Origin of the sequence: Enterococcus sp. VV15 (assembly GCF_005236045.1) — a bacterium.
Taxonomy (GTDB): domain Bacteria; phylum Bacillota; class Bacilli; order Lactobacillales; family Enterococcaceae; genus Enterococcus_B; species Enterococcus_B durans.
The window spans coordinates 1-12,084 of record NZ_QPTY01000051.1; the positions used below are offsets into that span (position 1 = coordinate 1).

The 12,084-nt window shown below is 36.7% G+C and carries 11 protein-coding genes and 1 pseudogene; 10 read left to right on the forward strand and 2 right to left on the reverse strand.

Features of this window, described 5'->3' with window-relative positions:
• Window positions 1-151: 151 nt before the first annotated feature.
• The 5 genes from DVW83_RS13415 to DVW83_RS13435 all read left to right on the forward strand — a co-directional run bounded on the left by DVW83_RS13415 (window position 152) and on the right by DVW83_RS13435 (window position 6,186).
• Complete coding sequence (locus DVW83_RS13415) at window positions 152-427, forward strand: hypothetical protein (RefSeq protein WP_005878548.1); 276 nt, start codon at window positions 152-154, stop codon at window positions 425-427.
• A gap of 12 nt (window positions 428-439) precedes the next feature.
• Window positions 440-2,539 carry a cation:proton antiporter gene (locus DVW83_RS13420; RefSeq protein ID WP_123862492.1) on the forward strand — a complete coding sequence of 700 codons (2,100 nt, stop codon included), beginning with the start codon at window positions 440-442 and terminating at the stop codon, window positions 2,537-2,539.
• 268 nt (window positions 2,540-2,807) lie between these two features.
• Window positions 2,808-4,694, forward strand: a complete 1,887-nt coding sequence (locus DVW83_RS13425) for an ABC-F family ATP-binding cassette domain-containing protein (RefSeq protein ID WP_123862491.1) — start codon at window positions 2,808-2,810, stop codon at window positions 4,692-4,694.
• Between the two features lie 10 nt (window positions 4,695-4,704).
• Window positions 4,705-5,652 carry a thymidylate synthase gene (locus DVW83_RS13430; RefSeq protein ID WP_104661894.1) on the forward strand — a complete coding sequence of 316 codons (948 nt, stop codon included), beginning with the start codon at window positions 4,705-4,707 and terminating at the stop codon, window positions 5,650-5,652.
• 18 nt (window positions 5,653-5,670) lie between these two features.
• Window positions 5,671-6,186, forward strand: a complete 516-nt coding sequence (locus DVW83_RS13435) for a dihydrofolate reductase (protein WP_104661895.1) — start codon at window positions 5,671-5,673, stop codon at window positions 6,184-6,186.
• Window positions 6,187-6,303: 117 nt separating this feature from the next.
• Here the strand turns inward: DVW83_RS13435 and trhA are convergent, their stop codons facing one another.
• Window positions 6,304-6,957, reverse strand: a complete 654-nt coding sequence (gene trhA / locus DVW83_RS13440; protein ID WP_123862489.1) for a PAQR family membrane homeostasis protein TrhA — start codon at window positions 6,955-6,957, stop codon at window positions 6,304-6,306.
• Between the two features lie 127 nt (window positions 6,958-7,084).
• Here trhA and DVW83_RS13445 point away from each other — a divergent pair, with 127 nt between their 5' ends.
• The 4 genes and pseudogenes from DVW83_RS13445 to DVW83_RS13460 form a co-directional block, all read left to right on the forward strand.
• Window positions 7,085-7,927 carry a DegV family protein gene (locus DVW83_RS13445; protein WP_137239513.1) on the forward strand — a complete coding sequence of 281 codons (843 nt, stop codon included), beginning with the start codon at window positions 7,085-7,087 and terminating at the stop codon, window positions 7,925-7,927.
• 146 nt (window positions 7,928-8,073) lie between these two features.
• The gene (locus tag DVW83_RS13450; RefSeq protein ID WP_104661898.1) at window positions 8,074-8,964 is read left to right on the forward strand and encodes an SGNH/GDSL hydrolase family protein; all 891 of its coding nucleotides are present in this window, start codon (window positions 8,074-8,076) and stop codon (window positions 8,962-8,964) included.
• 2 nt (window positions 8,965-8,966) lie between these two features.
• Window positions 8,967-9,650 (forward strand): YpmS family protein, encoded by a 684-nt coding sequence (locus tag DVW83_RS13455; protein WP_104661899.1) that lies wholly within the window; start codon window positions 8,967-8,969, stop codon window positions 9,648-9,650.
• Between the two features lie 36 nt (window positions 9,651-9,686).
• Window positions 9,687-9,938, forward strand: a pseudogene (locus tag DVW83_RS13460) (peptide-methionine (S)-S-oxide reductase); the annotation flags it as partial.
• Between the two features lie 82 nt (window positions 9,939-10,020).
• On the opposite strand, the gene DVW83_RS13465 reads toward DVW83_RS13460, so the two are convergent.
• Window positions 10,021-11,151 (reverse strand): site-specific integrase, encoded by a 1,131-nt coding sequence (locus tag DVW83_RS13465; RefSeq protein ID WP_137239515.1) that lies wholly within the window; start codon window positions 11,149-11,151, stop codon window positions 10,021-10,023.
• A 327-nt stretch (window positions 11,152-11,478) separates the two neighbouring features.
• Between DVW83_RS13465 and DVW83_RS13470 the strand changes: the two genes are divergently transcribed.
• Window positions 11,479-11,973: a hypothetical protein gene (locus DVW83_RS13470; protein ID WP_126344283.1), complete on the forward strand. Its 495-nt coding sequence runs from the start codon at window positions 11,479-11,481 to the stop codon at window positions 11,971-11,973.
• Window positions 11,974-12,084: the final 111 nt, after the last annotated feature.

Consider the following 12,084-nt stretch of genomic DNA (forward strand, 5'->3'; position numbering starts at 1 on the left):
GAAAATATATTAAGTTTGATCAATGAGAGACCGGTAAAACATTGTATAGTATTTTACACAGGATTATGGACTTGACTAGAAATTTGGTTGTTTTTCATTTACACTAGCTTTTGTTATAATGGTAAAAGTTTGTATATAGGAGATCTTAAAAATGAGAGAGAGTTTTGAACAACAAAAAAAATTGTTGTATGATCGTTACGGCGTGTTTTCAATGGAAGATCGTCGTCAAATTCTTTGTAAGCTGCGTAAAAGAAATATACTCATGTACCGCCAGTTAGAGCGCTTGAAACATGATCTATTGCGTTTGGAATCCAAACGTGTACAGTGTGAACTGGAAGGAAATGCGATTCAAGTCGAAGCGGTAGAAAATAAAATATTGAAAAAGAAAGAACAATTTCTAAAGGTACTTGCTCAAAATAAAAAATAAAGGGGATGGACCATGGAATTTGCAGAGTTAGTTATTGTATTTGCAGTAACGATTACGCTATCTAATATAGCTAGCCGCATCTTACCAATGATTCCAGCTCCACTGATACAAATATTCCTAGGAATTGTCTTAGGCTTGACTAAATGGGGGCAATCCATCAATTTTGAACCGGAATTATTTTTGGTCATGATTATTGCCCCGTTGCTATTTAGAGAAGGTGAAAAAGCAGATATCTCCTCGATACTTAAAAACTTCGATACGATTTTGTTTTTAGCTTTCGGTGGTGTGATTTTAACACTGGTCGGAGTTGGAGTGACCTTATCTTTTCTATTACCAAGTGTCCCGATTGCCGCTTGTTTTGCTTTTGGCGCAGCACTCGGTCCAACCGATGCTGTAGCAGTCAGTTCATTGTCAGGACGAGTAAATATCCCTAAAAAGGCGATGCACATTTTGGAAGGCGAAGGATTGCTGAATGACGCATCTGGCGTTACCGCATTTCAATTTGCGTTATCTGCTTTGATCACCGGTTCATTTTCAGCAGTCCATGCTGGATTTAGTTTAGTGATCTCAAGTATAGGCGGAGCAATTGTGGGTTTCTTACTTGTTTGGGTCAAAAGAAAAGTCATCAACTTGATTGAAAAAGCTTCGGCTAGGGATGTCACAGGCTATTTATTGATTGAATTGTTATTGCCATTTTTAGCGTATGTTTTAGCAGAAGTATTTGATGTTTCAGGAATCATTGCCGCAGTGGCAGCCGGAATACTACAGGCTTCCGGTTTTAGAAAAATCACGGTGTTTGATGCAGAATTATCGAGTTTATCCAATAGTACATGGACAACGATCGCTTTTACCCTTAATGCGTTAGTGTTCATTTTTCTAGGGATCGAACTTACACAAGTCTTTTCACCTGTTTGGGGAGATGGTGTCTATCCAAACGGCTTGCTCTTAGCAACGATTTTGTTGATTTCTGTTATCTTGTTTGTGATCCGTTTTGTATCGATCAGCCTCTTTTATATCTTTAAAGATGGTTTTGAAAATTGTAAAAAACAGTTGAATGAAATATTGATCTTGACGTTTGGTGGAGTAAAAGGAACAGTGAGTTTAGCAACGATCTTTATCCTGCCTTTTTCGATCAATAACATGATGTTCTACCAACGATCGTTACTTTTGTTTTTGACTGCCGGAGTGATCTTGGTCACTCTGATTGTGGGTATCGTTGTGTTACCAATGTTGACTGAAACAGAAGAAGCGAAAAGCACGGATCTGAATGCATTGATGATTTTAGAAGAAGTTGTTGCTATATTGAAATCAGAAATGAAACAATTAGACAAGGATTCCAAAGAATTTTTAGCAACAGATGCGGTGATCGAAAACTATCAGGAACGGATTCGTGATTTATATTTAGCGGATCTTTCTGACGATGAGAAACAAGAAGTACAAGAGATCCAAGCACTCATACTATCGATCGAACGTGACGGATTAGATGAAAGTTTTCGTTCAGGAAAGCTTTCTGCTAATGGATATCGTTTTTATTCTCGTTTTCTTTCGAACTTCGAGCACTCGATCACTAGTCAATTTCTCTCATTCATTGGTTTTTGGTTTATCTTCGTTCGTCGATTGATCCGAATCATTTTGCATCCTAAGATGTTCTGGGAACGACGCCATTCTGATCGACAAACATTTATTTCAGAAAAAGATATACAGGAAATCCGAAATACCTATCAAAAAAATACACAATTGATCATTGAAAGTTTAGAAAACTTAACAGATGTTTACGATGAAACAATGGTTGATTTTTTTATTCAACAAAGAAAAATCCAAGGAATCAAAATGGTTTCAGGAAATCTTATTTCAGCGTGGCTGATCCAACAAGATAGTCTGTTTTCAAAAAGGATGCTGCGAGGCTATTACCTTGAACGTAAAATCGTTGATGAGTATGAAGAAGCAGAAAAGATAACGACATTTTCTGCGAACATTTACCGTAAAAATATCAACTTATTAGAATCCTATACAATGAATAAACCAACCGATAATTTTTCGTTTAGATTTGCTTTAAGAAAGAGGAGAAAACCTTTATCTGAAGCAGAAATGAACGATAGTAATGAAAAATGAATCCGTTGATTAGCAGCGAATAGTTGAAAAATTTCTTTCGGCTATCCGCTGTTTTTTTGTACTATGCTCTAGACAAAACTGGAAGAGCAAAGAGCTACTCCATTGGAAAATAAATGGAAATTCATAAATACTTGAAAAGCGATTTCCATGAATCCCTTTTTATTTCTTGGCGTGAAATATTTCTGTCTTGACCACTTTTTTTTATTAGAAAAACATATCTATAAACAAATTGTTTATGATACAATGTCCAAGACGAGGAGGGAATTCATTGAAAGAATTAAAAGTAACTGACCTCAAAAAAACTTATGGAGAAAAAGATTTGTTCGATGGAATCTCGTTTTTGATCCATGAAAAAGATCGTATTGGTCTGATTGGGACAAATGGGACTGGGAAAACAAGTCTATTAAATATTTTAGCGGGAATCGATACAGGTGACGGAGATCGTCAGACTGTTTTTTATCCGAATGATTACCGCATTGGTTATCTTTCGCAAGCATCAGTATTGGATGAAGGATTAACGGTGCTACAAGCTGTTTTTCAAGGAAATAGCCCAATGATCCGTGTAGTAAGAGAATACGAAGAGGCGCTGATTGCTCTCTCTGCAAATGGGGATGATCCAGCAATCCAAAAACGTTACTCAAAAGCCGAAGAACAGATGAACAAAGAAGATGCTTGGACGACTGATACAAATGCTAAAATCATTTTACAGAAATTAGGCATCAGTGAATTAGAGAAAAAAATCGGTGAACTTTCTGGTGGGCAAAAGAAACGCGTAAGTTTAGCTCAAGTGTTAATCGATGAACCTGATTTACTATTATTAGATGAACCAACGAACCATCTTGATTATGAAGCAATCGAATGGTTAGAAAATTATCTTAGACAATACCGAGGCGCATTGCTGATGGTCACACATGATCGTTATTTCCTAGACCGCGTGACAAATCGAATCTTTGAACTTGCGTTTGGAAAACTCCACGAATACAAAGGGAAGTATGAAGCCTATGTACTAGAAAAGGCAGAAAGAGACCGTGTGGAAGTTGAGCAGGAAGAAAAACGAAAACGTCTTTACAAACAGGAATTAGCTTGGATGCGTGCTGGAGTACAAGCAAGGGGAACAAAACAGCAGGCACGGATCAATCGATTTGAGGACCTCAAAGAAAATCTCTATCAAGTGAATCACGAAGAAGATCTTGAGTTGAATATCGCAACAAAACGTTTAGGGAAAAAAGTATTAGAAATAAAAGATGGTAGCTATGCTATCGACGGCAAACATCTATTGGATCATTTTGAGTTATTGATCCAATCAAAGGAACGACTGGGGATCACTGGCAAAAACGGTGCTGGAAAATCAACATTACTGAATATCTTAGCAGGCCGTATCCCATTAGACAAAGGAACACTGTCGGTAGGAGAAACAGTACGTTTCGCTTACTACACGCAGGAAAATGAAGAAATGAATCCTGAAAAACGGATGATTGCTTATTTACAGGAAGCGGCAGAGGAAGCACAAACGGCGGATGGCACGCAGATCGGTGTAGCAGAATTACTCGAACGATTTTTGTTTCCACGATTTATGCATGGAACGTTGATCAAGAAACTTTCTGGTGGCGAAAAACGTCGCTTGTATTTATTGAAATTATTGATCCAACAACCGAATGTGTTGCTTTTAGATGAACCAACAAATGATTTGGATATTGCGACTTTAACGATTTTAGAAGATTATTTTAGAAGTTTTCCAGGAGCTGTGATCACAGTTTCCCATGACCGTTATTTCTTAGATAAAGTTGCAGAAAAACTGTTGGTGTTCCAAGGAGATGCAAGACAAGAATTATATTATGGAAATATGTCGAGCTACTTGAGCAAACAAAAAGAAACAGAGCAAACAAGTGACAAAATAAAAAGAAAAGTAGAACCAGTAAAAGAAGCGGTAACGAAAAAGAAGCTTTCTTATATGGAACAAAAAGAATGGGAAACGATTGAAGATGAGATCGCTGTACTTGAAGAAAAGATCGACCAGCTTCAAGAAGAAATGAATCATCAGGGAGATGATTTTGCTCGCTTGCAGGAATTGCAAACGGAGGTTTCACAGACGGAAAATAAACTAGAAGAAAAGATGGCACGATGGGAATACCTAAGTGAATGGGCAGAAGAATAGGAGGAGTAACATGGAGCAAGCATATCTCGATTTAGGAAGAAAACTACTCGAAGAAGGACATGAAAAAGGCGATCGTACGGGTACAGGTACACGGAGCATATTTGGGTACCAAATGCGGTTTGATCTGCAAAAAGGCTTTCCATTACTGACGACTAAACGTGTTCCTTTTGGATTGATCAAAAGCGAATTGCTTTGGTTTTTAAAAGGAGATACGAATATCCGTTTTCTGTTGCAAAACAATAATCACATTTGGGATGAGTGGGCATTTGAACGTTATGTCAAAAGTGACGAATATCAAGGTCCTGACATGACAGACTTTGGTCATCGAAGTTTGACTGATCCAGTATTCAACGAGCAATACAAAGAACAACATCAGCTATTTTGTGAAAAAGTCTTGACTGACGATGAATTTGCTAGAAAATTTGGTGATCTTGGACACATCTATGGATATCAATGGCGTCATTGGGAAACAAAAGAAGGGGGCTTCATTGATCAAATCAAAGAAGTGATTGAATCAATCAAAAAAACACCCGATTCAAGACGTTTGATCGTTTCAGCATGGAATCCAGAAGATGTACCAAGTATGGCATTACCACCGTGTCATACAATGTTTCAGTTCTACGTTGCTGACGGTCGTCTCAGCTGTCAGTTATACCAACGGAGTGGCGATGTCTTTTTAGGCGTACCATTCAATATTGCAAGTTATGCGTTATTGACACATCTGATCGCACATGAAACAGGTCTAGAAGTCGGAGAATTCATCCATACTTTAGGCGATGCACACTTGTATTCCAATCATGTTGAGCAAATGAAAGAACAATTATCACGCGAGGTTCGTGCATTTCCTACATTGAAATTGAACACAGAAAAAGCCTCTGTTTTTGATTTTGATATGGATGATATCAAAGTAGAAGGGTATGATCCACATCCTTCTATCAAAGCACCTATCGCAGTATAAGGTAGAGAGGATGAGCGTATGTTAGCTGCAATCTGGGCACAAGATGAGAATGGTTTGATTGGAAAAGAGAATAAGCTACCTTGGCGATTACCCAACGATCTGAAATTCTTCAAACAAATGACTGAATCGAACACTCTGGTCATGGGCAGAAAAACGTTTGAAGGAATGGGAAACCGTCCGCTACCAAATCGTCACACGATTGTATTGACGCACAATCGGGATTATACAGCAAAAGGTGTAATGGTGATGCATAGTATAGACGAAGTGTTAGCGTATGAAAAGGAAACGGATGGAATTATTTTTATTGCTGGGGGATCAACAATCTACAAGGAATTTCTCCCTTTTTGTACAGTCTTATATCGTACAGTGATCCATCACACGTTTGAAGGTGATAGCTACTTTCCTACGCTTGACTGGGAGGATTGGTCAATGATCAATGTCAGTCAAGGAGAAACAGATGAAAAAAATCGTTACAATCACCAGTTTGAAACCTATCAAAGAAAAGAAACCCAATCAGAAGATTCTCCCAAATAAAAAAGATGAGCGTGAGGCAAAAGTAAAGAATACTTTTGGCTCACACTCAAGCATGAATATACGACCGAAACAGAAGTGACTTTCACAGAGTTCACTACTTCTGTTTCGGTCTCTTTTTTAGGTATAAAACAAGACTGAAAAGTAAGTAAAACCAGCACCTAGCATAACAAAGAGATGCCACACCACATGCATAAAACGAATGGAATGCAAACTATAAAAAAAGGCACCAATGGTATAGGAGAGACCGCCAGCAACTAGCAAAATCACCCCAGTTAGACTTAACGAGTGGTACAAAGGACCCGCTACCACTACACAGAGCCATCCCATCAAAATATAAATAAGCGTGGAGATTTTTGAGACTCGCTGTTGTTTATGAAGGGTCAATGATTTATAAATGATCCCCAAAATCGCAAATAGCCAGATGGACCCAAACAAAGTCCAACCTAGCCAGCCCCGAATACTGATCAAACAAAAGGGAGTATAACTACCAGCAATCAACAGAAAAATCGTGCTGTGATCCAGTACTTGAAAGACTGTTTTTGCTTTCGTAAAAATCAGCGCATGAAACAAGGTAGAAGTCAAAAATAGCAAAATCATCATAGAGCCATAGATGGCATAGGAGACGACATGGACGGATGAATGGAGTCTAGCACCCTTCACTAAAAGAATCGCTAAACCAGCAATACTTAGCCCAGTTCCGATACCATGTGTGACAGCATTGAAGACTTCGTTTAAAATACGATAGGTACGATTAATTTTTGTGTTTTCCATGAAAGCGGCTCCTTCCCGAATGTATTTAATGAAAAAACCAGACTTGTCTGTTATACTAAAAAGAGTAATTGCCTTTATTTTAGTTTACCACGAAGAAGGCATCTTGTTAAAGGAAGAGTGAGATAGAATGACAAACGTAAAAATCGTAACAGATTCTTCTTGTACAATCGAAAAAAGTGTGCGAGATAATTTAGATATCCACGTGATGCCGTTAGCGATAATGATCGACGGTGTGGTTTATCCTGATGATGATCAGTTAAGTGGAGAAAAGTTTATGGAAATGATGGCACAAGCAAAGTCATTGCCAAAAACGAGTCAACCACCAATTGGGGAGTTTATTTCGATGTATGATTCTCTTGGAGAAGATGGCAGCGAAGTCATTTCGATCCATATGACAAAAGGATTAAGTGGCACTGTTGAAGCTGCTCGCCAAGCAAGTAATCTAACGAAAACAAAAGTAACGGTGATCGATAGCGATACCACCGATCAAGGGCTGTCTTTTCAAGTGATCCGAGCAGCAGAATTAGCAAAAGAAGGAAAATCAGCAGATGAGATCCTAAAAGAGGTCCAAAAAGTGCAAGAAAATACAACACTTTATATCGGAATATCTACTTTAGACAATTTGGTCAAGGGTGGCAGAATCAGTCGGACCACTGGGCTACTTTCTAGTGTCTTGAATATCCGCGTTGTCATGAATTTTACCCATGGTGAATTGATCCCAGTTGCAAAAGGCAGAGGCAAAAAGACATTTGATAAATGGTTCAACAATTTGAAAAAAGAACTAAAAGCTTTGCCAAATGTTCGACAAATCGGTATCTCTCATGCTGATGCCGCAGAACTCGCTCAGGAGTTTAAGGAAGGGCTGCAAGAATTATTCCCAGATATGAATATCCCCGTTTTGCACACAAATCCGGTTATTGCTACACATACAGGTAAAAACGCCTTTGCGATCATGTATTACGTCGATTGATTTAATTTGAGAGGATAAGACAGTGGCCGATCCATTGTGTTATCCTTTTTCTTTTGGAAAAATTATTTATTTTGTTCGTAATTACTACTTTTTTTGTGGAAAGTTTGATAACATAAGAAACAATCGAATAATATGAGGTGAAAAGAATGAAATTTACAAAACGACAGGTATTGCTCGTTTTGTTCCCGCTACTGATTGCCGTTATCATTTTTGCGGGATTGTCGTTATCGATCCCAAAAGCGGCGCCTTTGTTAAAACCAGCAGCAACTGCTAATAAGGCGACAGATCACAAGGAAAAGATCCATTATGTAGCAATCGGTGATTCCTTAACCGAAGGAATCGGCGATCAAACGAAACAAGGTGGTTTCGTTCCATTGGTTGCAAATGATTTGCAAGATCGATATGATTTGACAGCTGTTGAAATCGAAAACTATGGAGTAAATGGTGAACGAAGCGACCAGATCCTAAAAAGAGTGAAGAAAAAAGAAGCAATCCAAAAAAATATCGAATCTGCAGATTTTATTACATTGACAGTAGGCGGAAATGATTTGATGAAGGTCATCCAAAATGATCTTTTTGGAATCAGCATCAATTCGTTCAAGAAGCCAATGAAAAAATACCAAGAGAACGTAACAAAATTGATCGAAGAAATCAGATCTCTCAATGCACACGCACCGATATACGTGCTTGGTATTTATAATCCGTTCTATTTGAATTTTCCAGAAATAACGGATATGCAAACAATTGTGGACAACTGGAATGCTAGTACAGAAAAAGTTACTAAAGATTCTAAAGATTGCTACTTCATCCCGATCAATGATCTGCTCTACCAAGGATTGAATCAGGAAGTTGGAGTGGCTGAAGAAGGAACGACCCAATCTAGCACAGGTGAATCTTCTTCTGGCACAAAGAATAATGTGCTATATGAAGAGGATCATTTCCATCCCAATAATCTAGGCTATCAGTTAATGGCAAATGCTGTTCGTGATAAATTGATAGAAACGCAAGAACAATGGCTGCCAAAGGAGGATAAGTAGCGATGGAAAAACGCTCAAAAGATGTATCAACGGAATCAAAAAAGAAGAATTACTGGAAATTCGCTTTCTTGATCCTTTTAGGAATCGTACTCGGTTCGTCTATATTTTTAGGTACTCGGATTTTTGCTAATCGAGAGCCTGAGTTTGCCAAAGTACCGGAAATCACTGAACGACAAGGCGATCCAGTCTTAACGATCAATACGAATAAAGAAAAAGTCAATCAGATGATCAGCTTCTTTTTATCTGACTATCAAAAAGATCAAGATATTCAGTATAAATTTTATTTAGAAAATGAAGCAATGTTGAACGGTACGTTTGAAGTACTTGGTTTTCCAATCAATTTTTATCTTTATTTTGATCCTTATGTGATGGAAAATGGGAACGTCCAGTTAAAAGCTCGAAGCCTTTCAATCGGGACACTCAGCTTGCCGATCAAAGATGTTATGAATATGATCAAACGTAATTACAAATTACCTGATTGGATCGAAATCAACACGGATGAACTAACGATCATGCTTCGTTTAGATCAGTTCCGTATGCAAAATGGCATGTATATCAAAGCGAACAAAATCGATCTGGTCAATGATGACATTCGTTTTAGCTTATACCTTCCTAAAGATACGAAACAAAAATCAACGAAAGAATCAACGAATGAAAAAACAACTGATAGTAAAAGTACAACATAGAGTAGCAAACAATAATGATTTTTAGGGGGAATTGAAATGGAACGAGCTATTTTCGCTGGCGGATGTTTTTGGTGTATGATCCAACCCTTTGATACATTACCAGGAATCCACACGATCATGTCAGGCTATACAGGAGGACATGTCCAAAATCCAAGCTACGAACAAGTAAAGGCTAAGACAACAGGGCATACAGAAGCAGTAGAGATCATCTATGATCCGAAAAAGATCACGTATGAAGAATTGTTGGAAATCTATTGGCAACAAACGGACCCAACGGATGCTTTCGGTCTGTCATATTATTTTTTATTTGTTGATTTAGCGCCTTTTAGGCGCTTTTTTTAATATTTTGACTACCCCTTTGACTACCATTTTATAAATCCATATACCTTAAGAATTTCTCTGCACTTTCTTTTTCCGCTTCTTTAGTAACATGGGTATAGATTTCTAGTGTTGTATTTATATTGGTATGACCCAATCTTTCTTGAACTTGTTTGATACTTGCTCCAGCTTCGAATAATAGAGAAGCGTGAGTATGTCTAAATCCATGTGGAGTGATATTATATTGAGGATATTTTCTTAATATTTCATTCAGAAATGAATTATGAATGAGGTTGTTGCTATTACTAGAAAATATCAATTGTTTTTTGTCTGGTTTGATTGGTATTCCACGAGAAAGCAAGAGCTTCTTTTGTTCTAATTTCCATTGTTTTAATAAAGAAATTGTGGACTTGTCTACAGAAATTATCCTTGTGGACTTATTTGTTTTAGTAGACGTGATATAAGGATTTCCATTCAAATAATATCCTGTTTTATTAATAGATAAAGTTTGGTTAGTAAAATCAATATCATCCCATGTTAGCGAGATAAGTTCTCCTTTTCGGAGTCCTGTGTAAGCGAGGACATGAAACATTGTGTAAATACTGAAAGTCTCTTGCTGTTTTACTAATCCTAAAAAATCTTTTAATTGGTAACGATCTAAAAAGTTCTTTTTTTCTGTTTTTTGATGGCTCATTTTTCTAGGAACTAAAATATTATCCATTGGATTTGAAGAAATGAGATTGAGTGACATTGCATAAGTAAAAACCTTTTTTGTGTAACTTCTGAGACGAGTAGGGGCATTTTCTTCATTCCACTCATTTACTATTTTTTGACAGATTGCTGTATTTATTTTATTAATTCTCATGTGACTGAATTTAGGCAATATCTGATTATTGAATAGATATTGAACTCTTTGAACACTCGACTCTTTCACGGTATGTTTATAATTAGCAAACCATAATTCATAGACTTCTTTAAATGTGCTATAATTTTTTTTAGAAAAACTATTAGACTCTATTTCTATTTGGAGCTGAGCTAGTGCAAGCTTGGCTTCTTTTTGTGTTTTAAATCCTCGTCTAGTAGTGCGTTTCTTTTTCCCAGTTAATGGATCAATACCTAGATATGCCTGAAACATATAGGCTGTTGATCCATCTTTTTTTGTATATTTTTTTATTGTAGTCATTTTAAATTCCTCCTTAAATTATGATCTATCTTCATTCATTTCTATCTACTTCCAAGTAAAAATATCAATTAGGTGGTTTTTTATTGGAAATTAACGGAAGTGAGCGGAATTTTATTCTTGCTTTTTTTCACGTTACACTATAATATAAACATATAGATAAGCGTTTAGTAATGTACGCCACAGAAACATTATTGAGACAATAGCATTTCACAATGTATGCCAAGAAACATTGTAGTTATAATTGCGTTTAGTAATGTACGCCACAGAAACATTACAGTTAGTCTCTTTGGATTTTTTCAAAGAGACTTTTTTTATTTAGGAGGTAAGATGAAAGAACGAGGAATGTACTTTGGAAAAGATAGTATCTATCAAAAAATTAGAGAAGTTGGTGGTGTCTGGAACGACAACAAACAACGACCTATTGTTTGTTTGATAAAATCTACCGAACATGATTCTTTGTATTGGGCCATACCTGTTGGCAATTGGAAACACAGAAATAATGAAGCACAACAGAGAATTATTAGTTATATGAATCGTCCTAAGCGTGATATTGCTTCTTGTTTTTACCATGTTGGGAATACAACTACGAAATCAATCTTCTTTATAAGTGATGTAATTCCGATCACAGAGAACTATATAGAAAGAGAATATGTCCAATATAATGGGATTACTCAGTATGTTATAAAGAATAAAAAATTATTATCAGAACTTGAAAGAAAACTCTTTAGGATATTGGCTTTTGAAAATAGTAAGCCTAATTACTTTAGGCAACATATTACAGATTTAAAAAATAATCTTTTAAAAGAATTAACTCAGTGTTAATTCTTTTTTGTTTCTAAGTGTTATTCCAATTCTAGATAAAGTCCATATAATTGTGTAAAAGATAAAAGGCCATGTAACAGCCCTTTTACGGTACAATGTTTTTAACCACAA

Bases quoted from the DNA above. Each gene is read 5' to 3' on its own strand.
- DVW83_RS13455 (WP_104661899.1), top strand. From the start codon at position 8,967: ATGGAAAAACGCTCAAAAGATGTATCAACGGAATCAAAAAAGAAGAAT.
- DVW83_RS13435 (WP_104661895.1), top strand. From the start codon at position 5,671: ATGTTAGCTGCAATCTGGGCACAAGATGAGAATGGTTTGATTGGAAAA.
- DVW83_RS13465 (WP_137239515.1), bottom strand. From the start codon at position 11,151: ATGACTACAATAAAAAAATATACAAAAAAAGATGGATCAACAGCCTAT.
- DVW83_RS13470 (WP_126344283.1), top strand. From the start codon at position 11,479: ATGAAAGAACGAGGAATGTACTTTGGAAAAGATAGTATCTATCAAAAA.
- DVW83_RS13420 (WP_123862492.1), top strand. From the start codon at position 440: ATGGAATTTGCAGAGTTAGTTATTGTATTTGCAGTAACGATTACGCTA.
- DVW83_RS13450 (WP_104661898.1), top strand. From the start codon at position 8,074: ATGAAATTTACAAAACGACAGGTATTGCTCGTTTTGTTCCCGCTACTG.
- trhA (WP_123862489.1), bottom strand. From the start codon at position 6,957: ATGGAAAACACAAAAATTAATCGTACCTATCGTATTTTAAACGAAGTC.
- DVW83_RS13430 (WP_104661894.1), top strand. From the start codon at position 4,705: ATGGAGCAAGCATATCTCGATTTAGGAAGAAAACTACTCGAAGAAGGA.
- DVW83_RS13445 (WP_137239513.1), top strand. From the start codon at position 7,085: ATGACAAACGTAAAAATCGTAACAGATTCTTCTTGTACAATCGAAAAA.
- DVW83_RS13415 (WP_005878548.1), top strand. From the start codon at position 152: ATGAGAGAGAGTTTTGAACAACAAAAAAAATTGTTGTATGATCGTTAC.